This window comes from Roseomonas sp. CCTCC AB2023176, assembly GCF_042259275.1.
Lineage (GTDB): Bacteria > Pseudomonadota > Alphaproteobacteria > Acetobacterales > Acetobacteraceae > Roseomonas.
This window is the reverse complement of the sequence record NZ_CP170086.1, coordinates 4,236,627-4,255,626: the sequence shown is the minus strand read 5'-3', so window position 1 is coordinate 4,255,626 and position 19,000 is coordinate 4,236,627. Positions and strand designations below refer to the sequence as shown.

Annotated in this window: 23 protein-coding genes and 1 tRNA gene; 11 read left to right on the top strand and 13 right to left on the bottom strand. The window is 70.1% G+C overall.

Annotation, left to right across the window (positions count from 1 at the left end; translation table 11 throughout):
- Nucleotides 1-79 precede the first annotated feature (79 nt).
- Nucleotides 80-361 (top strand): hypothetical protein, encoded by a 282-nt coding sequence (locus tag ACE7GA_RS21330; RefSeq protein WP_376091220.1) that lies wholly within the window; start codon nt 80-82, stop codon nt 359-361.
- On the top strand, nt 358-1,245 hold the full coding sequence (locus tag ACE7GA_RS21325) for a hypothetical protein (RefSeq protein WP_376091217.1): 888 nt from the start codon (nt 358-360) through the stop codon (nt 1,243-1,245). The genes ACE7GA_RS21330 and ACE7GA_RS21325 overlap by 4 nt, the downstream gene beginning before the upstream one ends.
- Here ACE7GA_RS21325 and ACE7GA_RS21320 read toward each other — a convergent pair.
- Both ACE7GA_RS21320 and ACE7GA_RS21315 read right to left on the bottom strand, forming a co-directional pair.
- Nucleotides 1,242-1,787 (bottom strand): hypothetical protein, encoded by a 546-nt coding sequence (locus ACE7GA_RS21320; RefSeq protein ID WP_376091214.1) that lies wholly within the window; start codon nt 1,785-1,787, stop codon nt 1,242-1,244. The two genes, ACE7GA_RS21325 and ACE7GA_RS21320, sit on opposite strands and share 4 nt — an antisense overlap.
- Nucleotides 1,788-1,874: 87 nt before the next feature.
- Nucleotides 1,875-2,477, bottom strand: coding sequence for a hypothetical protein (locus ACE7GA_RS21315; RefSeq protein ID WP_376091211.1), 603 nt, complete (start codon nt 2,475-2,477; stop codon nt 1,875-1,877).
- Nucleotides 2,478-2,605: 128 nt separating this feature from the next.
- On the opposite strand from ACE7GA_RS21315, the gene ACE7GA_RS21310 reads away from it, so the two are divergent.
- From ACE7GA_RS21310 to ACE7GA_RS21295, 4 genes are all read left to right on the top strand, one after another.
- On the top strand, nt 2,606-2,929 hold the full coding sequence (locus tag ACE7GA_RS21310; protein ID WP_376091208.1) for a hypothetical protein: 324 nt from the start codon (nt 2,606-2,608) through the stop codon (nt 2,927-2,929).
- Nucleotides 2,926-3,183, top strand: coding sequence for a hypothetical protein (locus tag ACE7GA_RS21305; RefSeq protein ID WP_376091205.1), 258 nt, complete (start codon nt 2,926-2,928; stop codon nt 3,181-3,183). The genes ACE7GA_RS21310 and ACE7GA_RS21305 overlap by 4 nt, the downstream gene beginning before the upstream one ends.
- On the top strand, nt 3,177-3,380 hold the full coding sequence (locus ACE7GA_RS21300) for a hypothetical protein (RefSeq protein WP_376091203.1): 204 nt from the start codon (nt 3,177-3,179) through the stop codon (nt 3,378-3,380). Before ACE7GA_RS21305 ends, ACE7GA_RS21300 begins: the two co-directional genes overlap by 7 nt.
- 89 nt (nt 3,381-3,469) lie before the next feature.
- Nucleotides 3,470-3,703: a hypothetical protein gene (locus tag ACE7GA_RS21295; RefSeq protein WP_376091200.1), complete on the top strand. Its 234-nt coding sequence runs from the start codon at nt 3,470-3,472 to the stop codon at nt 3,701-3,703.
- Nucleotides 3,704-3,851: 148 nt separating this feature from the next.
- Here the strand turns inward: ACE7GA_RS21295 and ACE7GA_RS21290 are convergent, their stop codons facing one another.
- Nucleotides 3,852-4,097: a hypothetical protein gene (locus tag ACE7GA_RS21290; RefSeq protein ID WP_376091197.1), complete on the bottom strand. Its 246-nt coding sequence runs from the start codon at nt 4,095-4,097 to the stop codon at nt 3,852-3,854.
- Between the two features lie 142 nt (nt 4,098-4,239).
- Between ACE7GA_RS21290 and ACE7GA_RS21285 the strand changes: the two genes are divergently transcribed.
- The gene (locus ACE7GA_RS21285) at nt 4,240-4,470 is read left to right on the top strand and encodes a hypothetical protein (protein ID WP_376091194.1); all 231 of its coding nucleotides are present in this window, start codon (nt 4,240-4,242) and stop codon (nt 4,468-4,470) included.
- A gap of 337 nt (nt 4,471-4,807) precedes the next feature.
- Here ACE7GA_RS21285 and ACE7GA_RS21280 read toward each other — a convergent pair.
- From ACE7GA_RS21280 to ssb, 6 genes are all read right to left on the bottom strand, one after another.
- Nucleotides 4,808-4,883 (bottom strand) — tRNA-Lys (locus ACE7GA_RS21280).
- 34 nt (nt 4,884-4,917) lie between these two features.
- Entirely contained in the window at nt 4,918-5,472 is a 555-nt protein-coding gene (locus ACE7GA_RS21275; RefSeq protein ID WP_376091191.1) for a peptidylprolyl isomerase, read from the bottom strand.
- A 25-nt stretch (nt 5,473-5,497) separates the two neighbouring features.
- On the bottom strand, nt 5,498-6,055 hold the full coding sequence (locus ACE7GA_RS21270; protein ID WP_376091188.1) for a peptidylprolyl isomerase: 558 nt from the start codon (nt 6,053-6,055) through the stop codon (nt 5,498-5,500).
- A gap of 47 nt (nt 6,056-6,102) precedes the next feature.
- Nucleotides 6,103-6,615, bottom strand: coding sequence for a pantetheine-phosphate adenylyltransferase (coaD, locus tag ACE7GA_RS21265; protein ID WP_376091185.1), 513 nt, complete (start codon nt 6,613-6,615; stop codon nt 6,103-6,105).
- A complete protein-coding gene (gene gyrA, locus ACE7GA_RS21260; RefSeq protein ID WP_376100449.1) occupies nt 6,608-9,298 on the bottom strand; it encodes a DNA gyrase subunit A in 2,691 nt (896 codons plus the stop codon). Before gyrA ends, coaD begins: the two co-directional genes overlap by 8 nt.
- Nucleotides 9,299-9,395: 97 nt before the next feature.
- A complete protein-coding gene (ssb, locus tag ACE7GA_RS21255; RefSeq protein WP_376091182.1) occupies nt 9,396-9,941 on the bottom strand; it encodes a single-stranded DNA-binding protein in 546 nt (181 codons plus the stop codon).
- Between the two features lie 287 nt (nt 9,942-10,228).
- Between ssb and uvrA the strand changes: the two genes are divergently transcribed.
- Together uvrA and ACE7GA_RS21245 are read left to right on the top strand one after the other, a co-directional pair.
- Nucleotides 10,229-13,117: an excinuclease ABC subunit UvrA gene (gene uvrA / locus ACE7GA_RS21250; RefSeq protein WP_376100445.1), complete on the top strand. Its 2,889-nt coding sequence runs from the start codon at nt 10,229-10,231 to the stop codon at nt 13,115-13,117.
- Between the two features lie 89 nt (nt 13,118-13,206).
- Nucleotides 13,207-14,199, top strand: a complete 993-nt coding sequence (locus ACE7GA_RS21245; RefSeq protein ID WP_376091179.1) for a calcium-binding protein — start codon at nt 13,207-13,209, stop codon at nt 14,197-14,199.
- Between the two features lie 14 nt (nt 14,200-14,213).
- Here ACE7GA_RS21245 and ACE7GA_RS21240 read toward each other — a convergent pair whose 3' ends face one another.
- The 3 genes from ACE7GA_RS21240 to ACE7GA_RS21230 all read right to left on the bottom strand — a co-directional run bounded on the left by ACE7GA_RS21240 (nt 14,214) and on the right by ACE7GA_RS21230 (nt 16,762).
- Nucleotides 14,214-14,987 carry a molybdate ABC transporter substrate-binding protein gene (locus ACE7GA_RS21240; RefSeq protein ID WP_376091176.1) on the bottom strand — a complete coding sequence of 258 codons (774 nt, stop codon included), beginning with the start codon at nt 14,985-14,987 and terminating at the stop codon, nt 14,214-14,216.
- A gap of 79 nt (nt 14,988-15,066) precedes the next feature.
- Nucleotides 15,067-15,855 (bottom strand): hypothetical protein, encoded by a 789-nt coding sequence (locus tag ACE7GA_RS21235; protein ID WP_376091173.1) that lies wholly within the window; start codon nt 15,853-15,855, stop codon nt 15,067-15,069.
- A gap of 70 nt (nt 15,856-15,925) precedes the next feature.
- On the bottom strand, nt 15,926-16,762 hold the full coding sequence (locus tag ACE7GA_RS21230; RefSeq protein WP_376091170.1) for a phytoene/squalene synthase family protein: 837 nt from the start codon (nt 16,760-16,762) through the stop codon (nt 15,926-15,928).
- Between the two features lie 174 nt (nt 16,763-16,936).
- On the opposite strand from ACE7GA_RS21230, the gene ACE7GA_RS21225 reads away from it, so the two are divergent.
- Complete coding sequence (locus tag ACE7GA_RS21225; RefSeq protein ID WP_376091167.1) at nt 16,937-17,575, top strand: superoxide dismutase; 639 nt, start codon at nt 16,937-16,939, stop codon at nt 17,573-17,575.
- Nucleotides 17,576-17,659: 84 nt separating this feature from the next.
- Here the strand turns inward: ACE7GA_RS21225 and yajC are convergent, their stop codons facing one another.
- Nucleotides 17,660-17,989, bottom strand: a complete 330-nt coding sequence (gene yajC / locus ACE7GA_RS21220; RefSeq protein ID WP_376091164.1) for a preprotein translocase subunit YajC — start codon at nt 17,987-17,989, stop codon at nt 17,660-17,662.
- A 116-nt stretch (nt 17,990-18,105) separates the two neighbouring features.
- Here yajC and ACE7GA_RS21215 point away from each other — a divergent pair, with 116 nt between their 5' ends.
- Entirely contained in the window at nt 18,106-18,960 is an 855-nt protein-coding gene (locus ACE7GA_RS21215) for an ATP-binding protein (protein WP_376091161.1), read from the top strand.
- Nucleotides 18,961-19,000: the final 40 nt, after the last annotated feature.

Sequence of the window (19,000 nt, the reverse complement as noted above, 5' to 3'; positions counted from 1 at the left end):
GAAGCGTGCGGGATCGAAGATTGTAGGTGTGGACAGGGCTGCGCGGTAGAATTGCGCGGCGGATGAAGGAGTGCGGAAGATGAGCGGGTTGAACATTGGGGGCTTCGGCGTGCTGCCGTCGCCGGTCGGGGAAGCACAGCGGGCGATGGTAGTCCGGCTGTTCACCGTGTTGGAGAACTCGGCGCGAGCGATGCGGGCCACCGTGGAAGCCGGCGGCTCGATCTACGACGCCGCGACCGCCATGAACGTCGCGCTTGGCCATCCCGAGATGGTCGCGCGGCAGCTCGCATCACAATGGATGGTCGCCCACGGCATCACCGATCACGTGCTAGCGCCGGCCAGCGGCGGGCGGGTGCAATGACGCCCGGCGGGCTTTTGGCCCAGCCCAGTCTGTGGGGTCAGCGATCGCAGCAGCCGGGGCGGAGCATCCTGAACACGGACCCCGGCGGCCTGCTCACGACCGACATTGGAGCCGGCGGCCGGGGCGCGCACGGCACGGACCTCGGGCCGAACCCGATGAATACGGGGCTGGACCTGGGGATTACGCCATCCGGTGTCGCGGGATTTGCGTCCAGCCTCGGCGGGCGCGTCGGCGGCCAGCTCAGCGGGGTAGCAGGCATTCCCGGGCTTGGCACCGTTGGCGGCCTCGCAATGAGTGGTCTGGCCGCGCAGGGCTACAACAACGCGCTGTCGTCCATGGGGCTGCCCGGCATCGGACTACCCGGGGTTGCCATGGCGGGCTTCGGCATCCCGAGTATGGACCTTCAGACGCAGGCGCTGAATCAGATGGCGTCGCTCAACCCGACGATCGGGCCAGCGATGCCGCAGGATATCGCACTCGCGCAGCTGAACACCCTTATGTCGATGAACACGGACTTTTCTGGGCTCGGTGTCAGCAGCAAGGGCGTTGACCTGAGCGGCTTCGGCATTGACGGCGGGGGCAAAGACAACAGCGGCATGGGCTCCGGCGGCAGCGTGTCGGGCGGCGGCCTCGCAGACGGCGGCGGGAAGTCGCCTGGCGACGGTGGCGGGAAGGGCAACGCCGGCACGGGCGCCGGCAGCGAGAGTTACCAGCGGGGCGGCTACACCGGTGCCGGCGCTGACGGGCGGGTGCAGCCCGCGCGGCGCGCGGGCACCGTCCATGAGGGCGAGGTCGTCATCCCCGCCGACATGGTGCGGAAGTACGGTCGGAAGGGGCTGCTGGCGCTCGTGGACGGGACCGCGCCGCGGGGGCTTCTCGGCTAGAAGCAGTTCGTGATGGTGCCAGTCCTTTGGCACGTCACGGTACCCCGGGGCGTTACGTAGGTCTGAGGCGGCGCAAAGGTGGGGGTGACAGGAACCCCGCCCTGCCCCTGCTGCATCAGGAACTGACCTTGACGGATGAGAACTTCGGACTGCGCTGCGCTCGCGCGATCCGCATCAAGCGCGATAGCTGCGGCGCGGGCTTGTCGAACCTGAATGGCCTCATCCCGAGCCGCCGTCGCTTCGGCTAACATTCGTGCTGCAGTTGCAGCGCTGATGCGGCCCGCAGCCAATGCCTCGCCGATCTCGACGGCGCGGGCGCCTTGTAGACGCAGAAGATCGGCGTTCCTGACAAAATCAGGGGTCCGCATCAGCACAGCGCCCCGACAGCGATAGAAGCTCACCTGATCCTGCTGGCAGGCGTTGCTCTCCGCGATCAAAGCATCCCGCACACGTTGCTGCTCCGCCGCTTCCTGCGCCCGTCGCTCCTGTGCGGCGCACCCCGCGATCCCCGCCGCCGCCACCGCCAACACCAGGAACCGCATGTCCGACCCCCTCCAAGGGGCCGCGAGACTACCCGCGGCCGCGGTCCGTCACATCGTCCAGCGATAACGGCCACCCGATCTGCTGGCCTAGGGCGCGCCCATCCTCACGACGTGGTAGGGCGCAACACGCGCAATCCCGCCGACGTCCTCCGCTCCGGTGGAGCCGAGATCAACGCCGGTCCGTTCGTCAATCAAGACTGTGTAGGACTGACGACTGTTGACAGGCAGATTGTGCATGCTGACTTCGACGGCGTAGGCGCGTCGCGTCTCGGACCCGATGTTGACGTTCCGCATCTCAACCACGCGCGCCCGGTAGTTTGTCGGGATGCCTCTCTCGGCCGACCAGGTTCCGGGAGTTTGGGGTCGCAATGCGCCGCGCCAGGTTGCCTCCTTCCCGACAGCGAGCGGAAACAGCGGGGCGAGCCCCACGCGGGTCTGACGCTCCTCCAGGCGCGGGACTTGGAACAGCACCCCAAGGTAGCGTTGCCGCTCGCCGCGCGGGCTGGTGTAGAGGCACACCCCGGGATCGGCAGGGTCCTCGCCCTGGTACCACCCCGTCGAGCCGCTCGAGTAGGTAACGGCCGTTCCTGCCGCGGGACACCTGACCCCGGCCAGAGGCGGCATCGGGGTGGTGTCCGATGCGGCGCAGCCAGCCAGCATCAACACGGCAAAGATCCCGAAAGCCCGCACGTCGCATTCTCCGTTGCGAAGACGATCCTAACGGTGTGATGCCCGCGTGTCACCGCCCATCCCCGCTATACACCCCCGCCCGGCCTCCGTTGTTCCCCTCTTGTTCCCGCATGCCTACGCTCCGCCCCATGCCCGACGATTCGCGCCCCCTCTCCTCCTGGCCCGCCGCCATCACCCGCGCGGTCCTGAATACCTGGCATGGGGCTGCCGAGCGGGGAGACGCGCTGACCGATCGCCTGCGCCTCGCGGAGCGGGCCTATGTCGAGGCCGGCGGGGACGCAGATAGCGCGGAGGACGCCGTGCGAGACCTGCTGGCCGCGGGAGCGCGGGAGCGGGGCGATTGGCTGCTAGGCCCCGACATGCGCCGTATCGAGGCGCACCGGCCCTATCCTGGCGATGAAGACTACCCCGGCCCGGGTTGGCCGGAACCGCGGCCGGGTGAGCCCCGGTGAGCGACATGCGACCGACCGACCCGCCCCGTCCGGCGACGGTGGAGGAGCTGGCCGAGACGGTGCGCTTCGCCCTCACCTTCGGGCTGACGGGGAAGCCACACGGGAAGCGAACCCGCGAGGATGCCACCCTCCTCGCCCGCGAGATCGCGAGGCACGTCCTGCGATCTAGGTTCCGCGTGCTGAAGCTGCCGCCAGCACCGGGCCCCGACACGGGCCGGCTATGGCCGAAGGCGGAGGGCGATCCGCCGTGCTGACGCTGCGCCCCTCCCCACCGCAGCCGATCCGGGCCGACGCCGGGCGGGCGGAATTGGTCGCGCTATGGGACGGGCTGGACCGCGACGGGCGGCGCCTGGTGCTGTCTCATGCCCGCGCAGTCGCGGAGGTGCGGGGGCGGGTGCCTCTCGGTAAAGAACCGCCGGAAACCACCCCGGGCAGCCCCACCGCCCCCTGACCCGTGGGGCACAACCGGAACCTCGACGCCTCGACGCGGAGCGGGCGCACGTCCTACCGGCCCCGCTGGCGGAGCGCGCGCGGGATTGCGTGCTGATCGTGACCTGCGGCTGCAATCGTTGGACGGTGGTGCCGATCGCGCCGCTGGTGGCGCGCTGGCCGGGGATCACGGCCGGCGAGGCGTGTCGGCGGCTGCGCTGCCTCATGTGCCGCAGCCGGCCAGCGACGGTGACGCTGCGGCACCCGCGGGGGCTCAACGGCGAGTTCAGTCACGCCGACCTCACCTTGCCGCTGATCGGGCCTGGGGCGCGGCGGAAGCGTTAGGACGTTGGAGGATCGACTCCTGACTTGATGAGACGATAGGCGCAGGAGCGCCTCGCGCCAGACTAATTCGATCGCGCGGCCCGTGCCGCGAAGCGCGGCGCCCGTGGCGGAGAACGAGGCCGGGCAGCGGACGCCGGACAGGTCCCGCTTACTCTTGCTCGGGAAGCTCGCCGGCAAGGAGATAGTGCCCCGGCCTCAGTCTGGTGAGGATCGCGGTCAGCACGGTGTCGGCCGCGGCTTCCCGGCCGTCCCGGACATAGCGGATGACAATCGCGAGGGCCGAGACGAGCACCTCATCGTCGAGCGAGCGAGACACCATCACCTCCGTCCACCGGCCGTTCGGAACCGGGGCCGGGCTGCGACTATATCGCGAAGTCGTGATGGTCAAAGACAAGCGTCTCCAGAAGATAACACACCACCCGCTGAACGTGACGACGTGACATCTCGAGCCCCAGCCGTGCCCGACAGAGCGCACCTGGGGCTTTGTCGTCGTGCCGGGCGTTGTGACCTTGGGGGACCGGTGTGATCCTGCCACCGTGCCTGATCGCCCCATCACCTGGACGCTGCCAGCGTCCCCCGACAGCGACGGCCCTGCCGATCCGGCGGCGGAAGGCGAGGCGTTGGCGGCAGCAATGGAACGCGCGCCCTCGCCCGGCACGGCGGGCCGGATGGAACTCCTGCACCACTGGCGCCGGCTATCCGCGGAGAAGCGTGTCCTGTTGCTCATGCTCGCGCGCGAGATGGCGAAGGGAGAGGCGGGCGAGTAGCCGTGTAGCCGGGGGGATGCCCACCATGCTCACCCCCGATGCCCCCCCCCGATGCCCTGGCAGCGCACGGCGTCGCGCGCCGACCCGGGCGGAATCGTGCGGGGCCGTGCGAGACACCCCCCCCCCCGATGCCCCCGATGACCCCCGATGCTTTTCTAACCCTTACGCGGGGAAGTGGTTGGGAGAGGTATAGGGCTGATGAAGGGACAGGGTGGACAGGCCGGCGGCGGGGCTGTCCGGGCACTTTCCTGGCCCTCCGTCCGGGCAATGTCCGGGCTGATGCCAGCGGTGAGGCTTAGGACGACGCAGAAATGGGCGTTAAGTGCCTGATGTTGCTTGGTGCGCCCGCTGGGGCTCGAACCCAGGACCCCAAGATTAAAAGTCTCGTGCTCTACCGACTGAGCTACAGGCGCGCGCCCTTCCTATGGGAAGCGCGCGCCCCGCTCGTCAAGCCGCGGCCGGCGGCGTCGCGTCGGCGGCGATGCGCGCGCGAACGATTTTGTCCGGGCCGTTGACGATGCCGTTGCCGCCACCGCCGCGCTTGATCTTGTCCACGACCTCCATGCCCGAGGTGACGCGGCCCCAGATCGTATACTGGCCGTCCAGGTGCGACGATGGCGCGAACATGATGAAGAACTGGGAATTGGCCGAGTTCGGACTGCCGGAACGCGCCATCCCGCAGGTGCCGCGCAGGAACTTCGCCTTCGCCGGCGGCGAGAACTCGGCCGGCAGGTCGGGCTGCTCGCTGCCACCGGTGCCCGTGCCCGTCGGGTCGCCGCCCTGGGCCATGAAGCCCTCGATGACCCGGTGGAAAACCGTCCCGTCGTAGAAGCCGGCGCGGGTCAGGGCCTTGATCCGCTCGACGTGCCGCGGCGCGAGGTCCGGCCGCAGCTCGATCGTCACGGGGCCGTCCTTCAGCTCCAGGATCAGCGTGTTCTCCGCGTCATCGCCGGCCGGGGCCGCCGCGGGCTGCTGCGCGGTCGCGCCGCTCTCTTCGGACATGTCGTCTCTCTCCGTCATGGTGGCGTCAGTCGCGCACGTCGGCGGCGACGCGCAGGCGCTGGATCCGGTCCGGGCCCTGGACGAGGCCGCTGCCCGGCGCGCCGCGCTTGATCTTGTCCACGGCCTCCATGCCGGACACCACCCGTCCCCAGATCGTGTACTGGCCATCGAGGCTCGGCGCCGGCGCGAACATGATGAAGAACTGGGAATTCGCGGTATTCGGGTCGCTCGTCCGTGCCATCCCGCAAGTGCCGCGGATGAAGCGCGCGCGGGACGGAGGCGTGAACTCGGCCTGCAGGTCCGGCAGGTTGCTGCCGCCCGTGCCGCGGCCCGTCGGATCGCCGCCCTGGGCCATGAAGCCTTCAATGACCCGGTGGAACGGCGTGTTGTCGTAGAAGCCCTGGCGGGCCAGCGCCTTGACCCGCTCGACGTGGCGCGGCGCGAGGTCCGGCCGCAGCTCGATCGTCACGCGCCCGTCCTTCAGGTCGAGGAGGAGCGTGTTCTCCCGGTCCGCCTGCGCGGACGCCTGCCGCGTGACGAACGGCACGGCCAGGCTGGCGGAGAGGACGGCGCGACGGAGCATGGCGATCTCCCTGATCCCTGTTGAGTTCGGTTGGGGTCGGGCCGGGACTACTGCCCGTCCTCGCGCACCCGGGCAAGGGTCCGCTCCAGCGTCAGCGGCGGCACGAAGGAGGAGATGTCACCGCCGAGCCGCGCGATCTCCTTCACGAAGCGGGAGGAGATGAACTGGTTCGTCTCGCTCGCGGTCAGGAAGACCGTTTCGACCCCCGGGTCCAGCCGGTGGTTCATCCCGGCCATCTGGTATTCGTAGTCGAAGTCGGACACCGCGCGCAGGCCGCGGATGATCACGCGCGCGCCCTGCGACCGCGCGAAGGTGACGAGGAGCCCCTCGAAGGCCGAGACCTCGATCCGGCACCCCGCGGCCTCGCCGATCGGCCCGACCTCGGCCCGGACGAGTGCGACGCGCTCCTCAAGCGGGAAGATCGGGCCCTTACCCGCATTGATCGCGACGCCGACGACGAGGCGGTCCAGCAGGCGCGCTGCCCGCTGGATCACGTCGAGATGCCCGTTGGTGACGGGATCAAAGGTCCCCGGATAGACCCCGACCCGCCGCTCAGGCATCGACATCCTCGGACCCGTCGTCGAGCACGGGGAAGCAGGAGGTCACCCGCTCGCCAGAGTTCAGCCGCAGCAGCGTCACGCCCTGCGCGCCGCGGCCCGTGACGCGGACCTGCTCGATCGGCATCCGGATCAGCCGTCCGCCGTCGGTGACGAGCATCACGTCATCGCCTTCATGAACCGGGAAGGTCGCGACGACCTCCCGCCCCGTGCGTGGGCTCAGGGTGATGTTCGTGATCCCCTGCCCGCCCCGGCCCGTCACACGGTACTCGTAGGCGCTGCTGCGCTTGCCGAAGCCGCCATTGGTGACGACCAGGAGGATCTCCTCGGAATCCTCCATCGCCCGCACGCGGTCCGGCGCGAGCGTCACCTCGGCCGCGATCTCCGTCTCCTCCTCCGCCACCGGGGCCTCCGGCGCGTCGTCAGCGGTGCCGGCGGCGCGGCGCTTCGCGTTGGCGATCCGGAGGTAGGCCGCGCGCTCTTCCGGCGTCGCGTCGAGGTGCTTCAGGACGGAGAGCCCGATCACCGCGTCGTCCTTGCCCAGGAGGCGAATGCCCCGCACGCCCGACGAATCGCGTCCCGCGAAGACCCGCAGCACCCCATCCTCCGCCACGAAGCGGATCGCCCGACCGTTCCGGGTGGCAAGCAGCACGTCGTCCCCTTCCCGGCAGGTCTGCACGCCGACGAGGTGGTCGCCCTGATCCAGCTTCATCGCGATGAGGCCGGAGGCCCGGACGTTCTTGAAGTCCGACAGCCGGTTTCGCCGTACGTTGCCCAGCGCCGTCGCGAAGACGAGGTGCAGGTTCTCCCACAGGCTCTCGTCCTGCGGCAGCGGCAGCACCGCCGTCACCTGCTCGTCCTGCTGCAGTTGCAGCAGTTGCCGCAGCGATCGCCCCCGCGCCGTCGGCCCGGCCTCCGGCAGCCGCCAGACCTTCTCCCGGAACGCGATGCCGCGGGAGGTAAAGAACAGCACGTGCTGGTGGGTATGCGCATTGAACGAGCGGACGACCACGTCGTCCTCCCGCGTCGCCGCCGCCGACCGCCCGCGCCCGCCCCGGTTCTGCGCCCGGAAGACCTCCAGCGGCGTGCGCTTCACGTAGCCGTCCCGGGTGAGCGTGACGACCATCAGCCCCGGCTCGATCAGGCTCTCGTCGTCCTGGTCGGCGACGCCGTCCACGATCTCGGTCTGGCGCGGGGAGGCGATCTGGCCGCGGACCGCGCGCAACTCCTCCGTCATGACCTCCATGCGGCGAACGCGGCTGCCGAGGATCTCCAGAAACTCGCGGATCCGGCCGCCCACCTCGTCGAGTTCGGCGGCGATCTTCTCGCGCTCCAGCCCCGTCAGGCGCTGGAGGCGCAGTTCCAGGATGCCCTTCGCCTGCTCTTCCGTCAGGCGGACATAGCCGTCGGCCACGAGGTTGCGTGCGTCGTCCACCAGCGCCAGCAGCACGCCGATGTCGCCGGCGGGCCAGTCCTTCGCCATCAACGCCTCGCGCGCCGTGTTCGCGTCCGGCGAAGCGCGGATGATTCGGATGACCTCGTCGATGTTCGCGACGGCGATCGCGAGACCCAGGAGGATGTGCCCACGATCCCGCGCCTTCGACAGGCGGAAACGGGAGCGCCGGGTGATGACCTCCTCGCGGAAGCGGATGAAGCAGGACAATGCGTCCTTCAGCCCCATCTGGCGGGGCTTGCCCTCGTCGAGCGCGAGGAAGTTCACGGCAAAGGAGGTCTGGAGGTTGGTGAACCGGTAGAGCTGGTTCAGCACCACCTCCGGGGTCGCGTCCTTCCGCAGCTCCACGACGATGCGCAGCCCGTCGCGGTCGGATTCGTCGCGGAGATCGGAGATACCCTCGACCTGCTTCGCCCGTACCAGCTCGGCGATCCGCTCGATCAGCGTCGCCTTGTTGACCTGATACGGAATTTCGCTGATCGCGATGGCGGACCGACCGCCTCGCATCTCCTCGATCTCCGCCCGCGCGCGGATGATGACGGAGCCGCGCCCCGTCTCGAAGGCACTGCGGATGCCCGCGCGGCCCAGGATCAGCCCGCCCGTCGGGAAGTCCGGCCCCGGCATGATCTTCAGCAGGTCGTCCAGCGACACCTCGGGATCGGCGATCATCGCGAGCGTCGCGTCGATCACCTCACCCGGGTTGTGGGTCGGGATGTTCGTCGCCATGCCCACCGCGATGCCGTTCGCGCCGTTGACCAACAGGTTCGGGTACGCGGCGGGAAGGACGCGCGGTTCCTCCGCGCTCTCGTCGTAGTTCGGCTGGAAGTCGACCGTGTCCTCGTCGATGCCTTCCAGCAACGCCATCGCGGCCTTGGCCAGCCGCGCCTCCGTGTAGCGCATGGCCGCCGGCGGATCGCCGTCCATCGAGCCGAAATTGCCCTGCCCGTCGATCAGCGGCACGCGCATGGAGAAGGGCTGGGCCATCCGCACCATCGCGTCGTAGATCGCGCTGTCGCCATGCGGGTGATACTTGCCCATGACGTCGCCGGTGACGCGCGCCGACTTGCGATGCGGCTTGTCCGGCGTGAAGCCCGATTCATGCATCGAGAACAGGATGCGTCGGTGCACGGGCTTCAGACCGTCCCGCGCGTCGGGCAGGGCGCGCGCCACGATCACGCTCATGGCGTAGTCGAGGTAGGAGCGGCGCATCTCCCCCTCGATCGTCACGGGCATGGTCTCGTCCGAACGGTTGCCGTCCGGGTTCACGGTGTCATCACTCACGGATCAGGCTTTCGGCTGTGTCGGGCGCGGCGTCGCTCTCGCGCGGTGCTCAGAAGGGGATATCGTCGTCCAGGTCGGACTTCGGCGCGTCCCAGCCCCCGCCGCCGCGACGCGCCCCGCCGGACGGCGCACCACCCGCGGGCGCGCCGCCGCGGGAACCACCCCGTTCGCCGCCACCGGCGTAGGAGCTACGCTCGCCGCCCGAGGGCGCACCCGCGGACTCCATGTCACCCCCGCCACCCTGGCCGCGGCCGCCCAGCAGAGTCATCTCGCCGCGGAACTGGCGCAGCACGATTTCCGTCGTGTAGCGCTCCTGTCCCTCCTGGGTCGTCCACTTCCGGGTTTCCAGCTGGCCCTCCAGGTAAACCTGGCTGCCCTTCTTCAGGTAGCGCTCGGCGATCTCGCCAAGCTTCTCGTTGAAGATGGCGACCGAGTGCCACTCGGTCCGCTCCTGCTGGTTCCCCTCGCGGTCCTTGTAGCGCTCGGAGGTCGCGAGGCGCAGGTTCACCACGCGGCCGCCGTTCTGGAAGTTCCGGACCTCCGGGTCACGCCCGAGCGTGCCGACGAGGATCACCTTGTTGACGCTTCCGGCCATGGCACCCACCTTCTTCAGGCCGCAGGCAAGGCGCCGGGCCGGATCGTTGCGCGACCGGTCGTCACGCGAATCGCCCCGGCGGCACGGCGCCAGGGCATGGAAAACTACCCCTCGGGTGGCGGCCACGCCACCCCCCGAGGGGAGGGTCGGGGCCACCCCCCGGCAGCCCCTTCCCGTTGTCGTCATATGGTGTCACAAGCCCATGAACACAATGCGAACAAGGCCGGAAACCCGTGCCCGATAGCCTCCCCGAGACGCCCTTGAACCGCCTCGCGAACCAGGGTCACCTGGAGGCCGGAGCCGGCGGCCAGATCCGCATCCGCGGCGCCCGAACGCACAACCTGAAGAACATCGACCTCGACATCCCCAAGGGGACGCTGACGGTCATCACCGGTCTGTCCGGCTCGGGCAAGTCGTCGCTGGCCTTCGATACGATCTATGCGGAGGGGCAGCGCCGCTACGTCGAATCGCTTTCGGCCTACGCGCGCCAGTTCCTTGAACTGCAGCAGAAGCCCGACGTCGACAGCATCGAGGGCCTCTCGCCCGCGATCTCCATCGAGCAGAAGACGACTTCCCACAACCCGCGCTCCACCGTCGGCACGGTGACGGAGATCGCGGACTACATGCGCCTCCTCTGGGCCCGCGTCGGCGTGCCTTACTCGCCCACGACCGGCCTGCCGATCGAGGCGCAGACCGTCTCCCAGATGGTGGACCGCGTCATGGCGATGCCGGAGGGGACGCGACTCCTGCTGCTCGCGCCCTTCGCGCGGGGCCGCAAGGGCGAGTGGAAGAAGGAACTCGCCGAATTCCAGCGCCGCGGCTTCGAACGCGTAAAGGTCAACGGGACACTTCACCGCATCGAGGACGTCCCGACCCTCGACAAGAAGCGCAAGCACGACATCGAGGTCGTGGTGGACCGCATCGTCGTCCGCGACGGCGCCGAGCAGCGCCTGGCCGACTCCCTCGAGACGGCGCTCGGCCTGGCCGAAGGCATTGCCTACGTCGAGAACGCGGATGGCGGCGAGCGCACCGTGTTCTCCTCGAAGTTCGCCTGCCCGGAATCCGGCTTCACGATCGAGGAGATCGAGCCGCGGCTCTTCTCCTTCAACTCGCCCCAGGGCGCCTGCCCCGCCTGCGACGGCCTCGGTGTCGAATCCTTCTTCGACCCCGCCCTCGTCGTCCCGGACGAGGAGAAGCCGCTGGGTGGCGGCGCGATCGCGCCCTGGACCGGTGCTTCCTCGCCCTACTACGACCAGACACTCGAAAGCCTCGCGCGACACTTCAAGGTGACGGCGACGACGCCCTGGGCCGACCTGAAGCCCGCTATCCGCGATGCCATCCTCAACGGTACCGCGGACGTCGTGACGCTTCGCTACAAGGACGGCCTGCGCGCCTACGAAGTGAAGAAGCCCTTCGAGGGCGTCCTCCCCAACCTCCAGCGCCGCCTGCGCGAGACCGACAACCCCTGGGTCCGCGAGGACCTCTCGCGCTACCAGTCCGAACGCCCCTGCGGCACCTGCAAGGGCTTCCGCCTGAAACCCGAAGCGCTGGCCGTCCGCATCGCCAACCTCAACATCGGCCAGGCCTCCGACCTGTCCATCCGCCGCGCGATGGAGTGGTTCGCGACGGTGTTCGACACGCTGACGCCGCAGCGGCAGGAGATCGCGCGCCGGATCCTTCGCGAAATCAACGATCGTCTCCGCTTCCTCGTGGATGTGGGCCTCGACTACCTCACCCTGGCCCGCGGCAGCGCCTCCCTTTCGGGGGGCGAGTCGCAGCGCATCCGCCTCGCCTCGCAGATCGGCTCCGGCCTGACGGGCGTCCTCTACGTTCTCGACGAGCCCTCGATCGGCCTGCACCAGCGGGACAACGAACGTCTCCTGGCGACGCTCCGGCGCCTGCGGGACCTCGGCAACACCGTCCTCGTCGTCGAGCACGATGAGGATGCGATCCGCGCCGCGGACTGGCTCGTGGACATCGGCCCCGCCGCCGGCGCGCGCGGCGGCCGCATCATCGCCCAGGGCACGCCGGCCGAGGTCGCCGCGAACCCGGACAGCGTGACCGGTGACTATCTTTCGGGCCGCCGCCGGATCGAAGTCCCGGCCGAGCGCCGCGCGCCCGACCGCAAGCGCATCCTGAAGGTCGTCGGCGCGCGCGGGAACAACCTAAAGGACGTGTCGGCAAGCATCCCGCTGGGTACCTTCACCTGCGTCACCGGCGTTTCCGGCGGCGGCAAGTCCACTCTCGTCATCGAGACGCTCTACAAGGCCGCCGCGCGCCGCCTGATGGGCGCGGGCACCGTCCCCTCCCCGCACGACCGGATCGAGGGCCTCGAACAGCTCGACAAGATCATCGACATCGACCAGTCGCCGATCGGCCGCACGCCGCGTTCCAATCCCGCCACCTATACCGGCCTCTTCGGCCCCATCCGCGACTGGTTCTCGGAACTGCCGGACAGCCGCGCGCGGGGCTACGCTGCGGGTCGCTTCTCCTTCAACGTGAAGGGCGGGCGCTGCGAGGCCTGCTGCGGCGATGGCCTCATCAAGATCGAGATGCACTTTCTCCCCGACGTTTACGTGACCTGCGACACCTGCAAGGGCCGCCGTTACAATCGCGAGACGTTGGAAGTGAAGTTCCGCGGCAAGTCGATCTCCGACGTGCTGGACATGACGGTGGACGAGGGCCTGGAGTTCTTCTCCGCCGTTCCCGCCATCCGGGAAAAACTGAAGGTCCTGTCGGAGGTCGGCCTCGGCTACATCCACCTGGGCCAGCAGGCGACGACACTCTCGGGCGGCGAGGCGCAGCGCATCAAGCTGGCGAAGGAACTCTCCCGCCGCGCGACGGGCCGCACCCTCTACATCCTCGACGAGCCGACGACCGGCCTGCACTTCGAGGATGTACGGAAGCTCCTCGAAGTCCTCCACGCCCTGGTCAAGCAAGGCAACACCGTCGTGGTGATCGAGCACAACCTGGAGGTCATCAAGACCGCCGATTGGCTCCTCGATCTCGGCCCCGGAGGCGGCGAAGGCGGTGGCCGCATCGTCGCCGAGGGCACGCCGGAGGACGTCGCGGCCAACCCGGAAAGTCACACCGGCCGCTTCCTGAAGCCGCTGCTGCCGGACCGCGACGCCCCGCCGCCGGCGGCGGCGAAGAAGCGAAAGCGCGTCACCGCGTAGCAACGTCGCAGGTTCCCCTCGCGATCTCGTGAGAGGAACCTGCCACCCGGCGCAGGGATCGTCCCCTCTCCTCGAAGCGGAGAGAATGGGTGGCGATCACCACCGGCACGTCGGGCGACGACAGGCTCGCGGGCATAGCCGTCGCCGATACCATCAGTGGCCTCGCGGGGAACGACACCCTGGGCGGCGGCGTGGGTGCCGACACCGTCTATGGCGGCCCTGGCGCCGATACGCTGTTCGATGACGCGGCGAACGGCGCGGGCGATGCGCTGTTCGGGGAAGACGGCGATGACCGGATCGACGTCAGCTACAACGTCCGCCAGCCCACGACGACCCGTCTCGACGGCGGCGACGGCGACGACCGCATCTCCCTCTACGCCGGCCTTGCCGATCTGCGCGGCCTGACCGTTGCGGGAAGCGCGGGCCGGGAAACGCTCGGCCTGTCCTTCATCTCAACGGCCATCCTGGCTGGCCTGGCGCGCTTCACCGGGATCGAGGTCCTCGACGTAAACCCGACGACCTTCGTCGGGACGGAGGGCGCGAACCTCTTCGACTTCGGTCGCTTCGAAATCGCCTTCGGCGCCGACACGGTCCTCGCCTCCGTTTCGTTCCGGCTGCCGGCCGGCGTCGAAGCCGTCGTCCTGACCGGCACCGGCATCGTCAACGGAACGGGCAATCTCCTCGGCAACGCCATCCTCGGCAACGCGCAGCGCAACGTGCTGGCTGGCGGCCTTGGCGGGGATACGCTGACGGAGGCCGGGGGCCGCGACGTCCTGTTGTGGTCTAGCGCCGAGGAGGGCGGTGACGTCGTGACCGACTTCACGCGTGGCGAGGACCGGCTGATGTTCTCCGCGGCCGGCTTCGGCGGCGGCCTCACGCCGGGCCTGGACCTCGCGGCGGAAGGCCGGCTCCTCGTCGGACCGGGCGTGGCGGCGACGGGCCGCTCCGGCCAGTTCCTCTACGATGCCGCGACAGGCCGACTCCTCTGGGACGCGGACGGGGGCGGCGCCGGCACGGCGGAGCTGATCGCCACGCAGACCGCGGCGACCCTGCGTGCCGCCGACTTCATCATCTCTGCCTGATATATCTGCCTGGGTCAGCGCCTGACCGGCTGCGGCCCGTCGGCGGGGATGAAGCCGCTGTGCGCGAAGGCATCCCGCGCCGCTTCGCCCGTCAGCAGCGCGAAAAGCGCCCGCGCCTCCGGTCCGTCCTGCACGATTGCGACCCGGTAGGCGGTCCAGAGGTTCAGCTCCTCCGGCAGCAGCCCGACCAGTTGCACGCCCGGCCGCCGCAGGATCTCCGTCGCCTGGCTGACGGCCAGCGCGACCTCGCCCCGCGCCGCCATGTCCACCCCCTCCCCGCCGAAGGGCACGAGGCGCAGCCTCGGCCGCAGCGCCTCCGAGAGGCCAAGGCGGTCCAGGACCGCGAAGAAGTGCCGCCCGGCCGTCGCGCCGCGCTCCGGATCGGCGACCGCGATGCTGTCGGCCGACAGGAGGGTCGCCCGGAACGCCTCGGCCGTGCCGATCTCCGGCGCGGGCCGCCCGGCCGGCGCAGCGAGGCCTACGCCCGTCCGCCCAACCTCCGCGACCGCGCCGGCCACGAGCAGCCCGCGCCCCTCGAGCGCCCGGATCGCTTCGGCCGAAAGCAGCGTCACCGCCGGACGCTCGCCCGCGAGGATGCGGTCACGGATGGCCCCGACCGTGTCGAACAGCGCGCCGGGCATCGGCCGCCCCGTCGCGCGCAGCCCGCGCTGCAGCTCCGTCACTGCGTCCTGCGTTGCGCCGGCGGCGAAGATCGGTGCGCCGCCGCCTTCCGCCCGCGCGACCAGCGGCAGGCCCAGCCCTGCCGCCAGCAAGCTCCGTCGCATCATGCCGTTCATCCTCCGGGACGAAGCCTACAGGCGGCGTCGCTGCGCACGAAACCCGATCGCGAGCCGCCCCACCTGCGGATCAGGCCGGCTCCGCCACCGCCCTGATCCGCGCCCGCTCGTCGTCGGTGAAGTCGGCCCAGCGCAGATCCCGGTCGAGCGGCACCAGCGCCCCGCCCGGCCGAGTCACGGCCAGCGCCACCCCGTCGCGTGGGCTCAGCCAGAACGGTTCCGCCTTCTTCGGCAACTGCCAGGCGCTCTGCCCCCCGCCCTCCAGCGGGACGACCGTCCAGCCCTCCTTCGCGCGCCCGATACGCACGGGTACCGGCGTCAGGCTCTGGCCCGACAACGCCCGGATCAGCCGCTTCTGCTGCCCCCCGCGCCGGAACAGCGCGAAGGATCCGTAAACGCCTAGCAGCGCGAGCAGCCCCATGACCGCCAGCGTGACGCTGCGGTTCGTCAGGTGCTCCTGCCCCATGTCGGTTGTCAGCATCTCCGGCCGCTGCGGATCGGCCATGACCTGGACGGTGTAGCTGCCCATGTGCGGCTCGACGAAGAGGTAAGACGCGCTGCTGCTGAAGGACCGTCCGTCCTTCCCCTGGCCCGCCGTGATCGTGACCTCGCAGTCCTGGAACAGGCCATACTTGCTGCGGCATCGCCCGTCGATGCGGCCGTTGACGGGGACCGCCGATCCCCGCACCGCGTAGTCGTTCAGCAGGCTCGGCACGAGCGCCGCGGACGCCCACCAGCCGAAGCCCCCGACGAGCAGCAACACCACCAGCCCCCCGGCCCAGTTCCCCCAGGTCGAGATCGGCGGTGAGAGCGAAAGAGGCCGCGTGGGAAAGGCGGCGCGGAGGTCTGCAAGACCCATGGGCTGCTCCGGGGCGGTTGCGTTTCCCGACCATGGCGCAAGCGAACCTCCGGCGGCACCGGCATTTCCGTCACATTCGTCGCAGCGCCCAGGCGCGGACGACGGCGAGCCGATCACCCAGCCCGCGTGCGGCAGCGGGCGTTGGCGCCCAGCCCGGCGCTGCAATCCGCCGCAGGTCGCGCCGCGCCAGCGCGCCCGGCAGCGCCGCAGCGAAGGCAGTCCGCGGCAGGACCCGCAAGCCCGCGGAAGCGTCGGAGAGCCGCCGCAAGGCGTCGCCGGCCAGATCGCCGCCGATGCGCCGCACGGCTGGCGAGGCCGGATCCACCGCCCCCTCCGTCGCGAGCCCCGCGGCCGTCACCTCGTCTGCCGGCAGCGGGCTGCGGCCGGAGGCGGCGTAGGCGGGAAGGCTCCGCAGGACCCCCGCAACGCCGTAGTCCAGCCCAATCTCCTGCAGCGCCGGAAGGACCGAGGACGGGGCGCCGAGCAGCCGCCCCGTCAAGACCGCCAGCGCCCCGGACGTCCCGCGCAGCCAGGCGAGCATCGCGGCCCGCGACGCCGGCGGCCCTCCGGCCTCCGCGTCCCGCGCATCCACCATCGCCGTCAGGTCTCCCGCCTCGACCTCCCCGGCGCGAAGCAGCCCCGCAAGCGGCTCGACCACCTCGTGCCGGCGCGGCGGCCGTCCCGCCGCAACCTCCTCGATCGCGTCGCGCCACCATTGCAGGCGGATCAGCGCGAGCATCGGCTGGCTCGCCACCTCCCGCGCGCGCGCCAGTTCGTGGTTGAATGCGACGAGGGTGAAGACCGCCTCACGCCTCTCGGCCGGCGCGAAGAGGGCGCAGAAGAACCGGTCGGGATCGTGCCGGCGGGCGATGGCGCCCACGGCGGACAGGGCGGGCGTCTCGGCCATGCGTCGTGGATGGTCCGCCCGCCCCGCCCGCGCAACCCCGCGCTCGCTTGCCGCCACCCTCGCTTGACGGACATGGGCCCCCGGCCCAGGTCTCGCGCCGGCGTGAGCGGGAGCGCCCTTGGCCGCACCCGCCGCCCGCGCGAGATTGCCGCACACCCCCTCGGGAGAGACACGATGCCCTTCACCCTGCCGCCCCTGCCCTACGATCCCGGCGCGCTGGCCGCCCGCGGCATGCAGCAGGAGACGCTGGAGCTGCACCACGGCAAGCACCACCAGGCCTATGTCACCGCACTGAACGGCCTGATCGAGAGCAAGGGCCTGGGCGGCAAGACGCTGGAGCAGATCGTGTCCGAGGCCGGCCAGGCCGGCGCCGACGGCACCCCTGTGCTGAACCAGGCGGGCCAGCACTGGAACCACATCCTGTTCTGGCAGGTGATGTCGCCCAGCGGAGGTGACGACAGGATCCCCGGCAACCTCGCCGACAAGATCAACGGCGACTTCGGCGGGCTGCAGCAGTTCAAGGACGCCTTCAAGCAGGCAGGCGTGACGCAGTTTGGCTCGGGCTGGGCTTGGCTGATCGTGGACGGCGCTGGCAAGCTGAAGGTCACGAAGACCCCGAACGGCTCCAACCCCGTCGCCACCGGCGAGGGCACGCCCATCCTCGGCGTCGACGTCTGGGAGCACTCCTACTACCTCGACTTCCGCAACCGCCGCCCCGACTACCTGTCGAACTTCCTCGACAAGCTCGTGAACTGGGAGAAGGTCGCGGAGCTGCTGGAGCAGGGCGGGCTGAAGTCCGGCCAGAGCGCTTAAGGCGAACGCGCCGGATACGAAAAGGGCGCCGGGACCATCGCCCCGGCGCCCATCCGTTCGGCGATGATCGGCCGATCAGGCCGATCAGTCGTTCGCGGCCTGCGGCTTGATCACGCTGCTGATCGTTCCGCGCACCAGGGTCACGCGCACATTGGGCGCGATCTCCGCCTCGATCTCGTCCGAACCTTCCTTCACCGACGTGATCTTCCCGACGATCCCGCCAGCCGTGACGACCCGGTCGCCGCGCTTGAGCTGGCCGAGCATCTCCCGATGCTCCTTCATCTTCTTCTGCTGCGGGCGGATCAGCAGGAAGTAGAACACGACGAAGATGAGGATGAGCGGCGCGAACTGCATGATCAGTCCCGTGGCGCCGCCGGCGGCCGCGTCCTGCGCATAGGCCGTCGAGATCAACATGGTCTTGCGATGTCCTGGGTTGGAAAGAGGGGGGTTGTCCGCTGGGAACGTTGCGGGAAGGCCGGCCGGAAACTAGCCTCCGCCCCCCTCCCGTCAAGCCGAAGTCCCTTGCCCGCATGAACGACGCCGCCCTGACCCGGATCGCCGAGGCGCTGGAGCGCCTGGCCCCCGCCCCGCCCGCATCCCCGCGGCTGGACGGGGCAGATGCGTTCATCTGGCATCCCGGACCGCTCCCCCGCCTATCTCCCGTCCGCCGCATCGCCGCCGTTCCCATCGCCCTGCTGCAGGGCGTGGACCGGCAACGTGGCCTGCTGCTGGAGAATACGCTGCGTTTCGCCCGCGGGTTACCCGCCAACAACGCGATGCTCTGGGGCGCGCGTGGCATGGGCAAGTCGTCCCTCGTCAAGGCCGCGCACGCCGCCGCCAACGCCGAGCTCCCCGGCGCCCTCGCCCTCATCGAGATTGCGCGGGAGGACATCCGCACCCTCCCCGACCTGCTGGAGATCCTTCGCGACTCCCCGCGGCGCGCCCTCGTCTTCTGCGACGACCTGTCCTTCGAGCGGGAGGACGCCGACTACAAGGCACTGAAATCCGTCCTCGACGGCGGCATCGCCGGGCGGCCGACGAACGTCCTGTTCTACGCGACCTCCAACCGCCGCCACCTCATGCCGCGCGACATGATCGAGAACGAGCAGCAGCGGGCCATCCACGCCTCGGAATCCGTCGAGGAGAAGGTCTCGCTCTCCGACCGCTTCGGCCTCTGGATCGGCTTCCACAACTGCGACCAGCCGACCTACCTCGCGATGGTCGAGGGCTACGCCGACGCGTTCCGCCTGCCGATCGCGCGCGACGACCTGCACGCCCGCGCGAAGGAATGGACCGTGACACGCGGCTCCCGCTCGGGACGCGTCGCCTGGCAGTTCGTGATGGACCTGGCCGGGGATCTCGGCGTGAAGGTCGACGCGGCCTGAGCGACCTTCCCGCGCCGCAGCCCGCGCGCCGCGACCCACG

What these genes read in the sequence shown, in the direction of transcription:
- ACE7GA_RS21330 (WP_376091220.1), top strand. Translation starts at nt 80, where the DNA reads ATGAGCGGGTTGAACATTGGGGGCTTCGGCGTGCTGCCGTCGCCGGTC.
- ACE7GA_RS21325 (WP_376091217.1), top strand. Translation starts at nt 358, where the DNA reads ATGACGCCCGGCGGGCTTTTGGCCCAGCCCAGTCTGTGGGGTCAGCGA.
- ACE7GA_RS21320 (WP_376091214.1), bottom strand. Translation starts at nt 1,787, where the DNA reads ATGCGGTTCCTGGTGTTGGCGGTGGCGGCGGCGGGGATCGCGGGGTGC.
- ACE7GA_RS21310 (WP_376091208.1), top strand. Translation starts at nt 2,606, where the DNA reads ATGCCCGACGATTCGCGCCCCCTCTCCTCCTGGCCCGCCGCCATCACC.
- ACE7GA_RS21275 (WP_376091191.1), bottom strand. Translation starts at nt 5,472, where the DNA reads ATGTCCGAAGAGAGCGGCGCGACCGCGCAGCAGCCCGCGGCGGCCCCG.
- ACE7GA_RS21270 (WP_376091188.1), bottom strand. Translation starts at nt 6,055, where the DNA reads ATGCTCCGTCGCGCCGTCCTCTCCGCCAGCCTGGCCGTGCCGTTCGTC.
- coaD (WP_376091185.1), bottom strand. Translation starts at nt 6,615, where the DNA reads ATGCCTGAGCGGCGGGTCGGGGTCTATCCGGGGACCTTTGATCCCGTC.
- gyrA (WP_376100449.1), bottom strand. Translation starts at nt 9,298, where the DNA reads ATGCCCGTGACGATCGAGGGGGAGATGCGCCGCTCCTACCTCGACTAC.
- ssb (WP_376091182.1), bottom strand. Translation starts at nt 9,941, where the DNA reads ATGGCCGGAAGCGTCAACAAGGTGATCCTCGTCGGCACGCTCGGGCGT.
- ACE7GA_RS21240 (WP_376091176.1), bottom strand. Translation starts at nt 14,987, where the DNA reads ATGATGCGACGGAGCTTGCTGGCGGCAGGGCTGGGCCTGCCGCTGGTC.
- ACE7GA_RS21235 (WP_376091173.1), bottom strand. Translation starts at nt 15,855, where the DNA reads ATGGGTCTTGCAGACCTCCGCGCCGCCTTTCCCACGCGGCCTCTTTCG.
- ACE7GA_RS21230 (WP_376091170.1), bottom strand. Translation starts at nt 16,762, where the DNA reads ATGGCCGAGACGCCCGCCCTGTCCGCCGTGGGCGCCATCGCCCGCCGG.
- ACE7GA_RS21225 (WP_376091167.1), top strand. Translation starts at nt 16,937, where the DNA reads ATGCCCTTCACCCTGCCGCCCCTGCCCTACGATCCCGGCGCGCTGGCC.
- yajC (WP_376091164.1), bottom strand. Translation starts at nt 17,989, where the DNA reads ATGTTGATCTCGACGGCCTATGCGCAGGACGCGGCCGCCGGCGGCGCC.
- ACE7GA_RS21215 (WP_376091161.1), top strand. Translation starts at nt 18,106, where the DNA reads ATGAACGACGCCGCCCTGACCCGGATCGCCGAGGCGCTGGAGCGCCTG.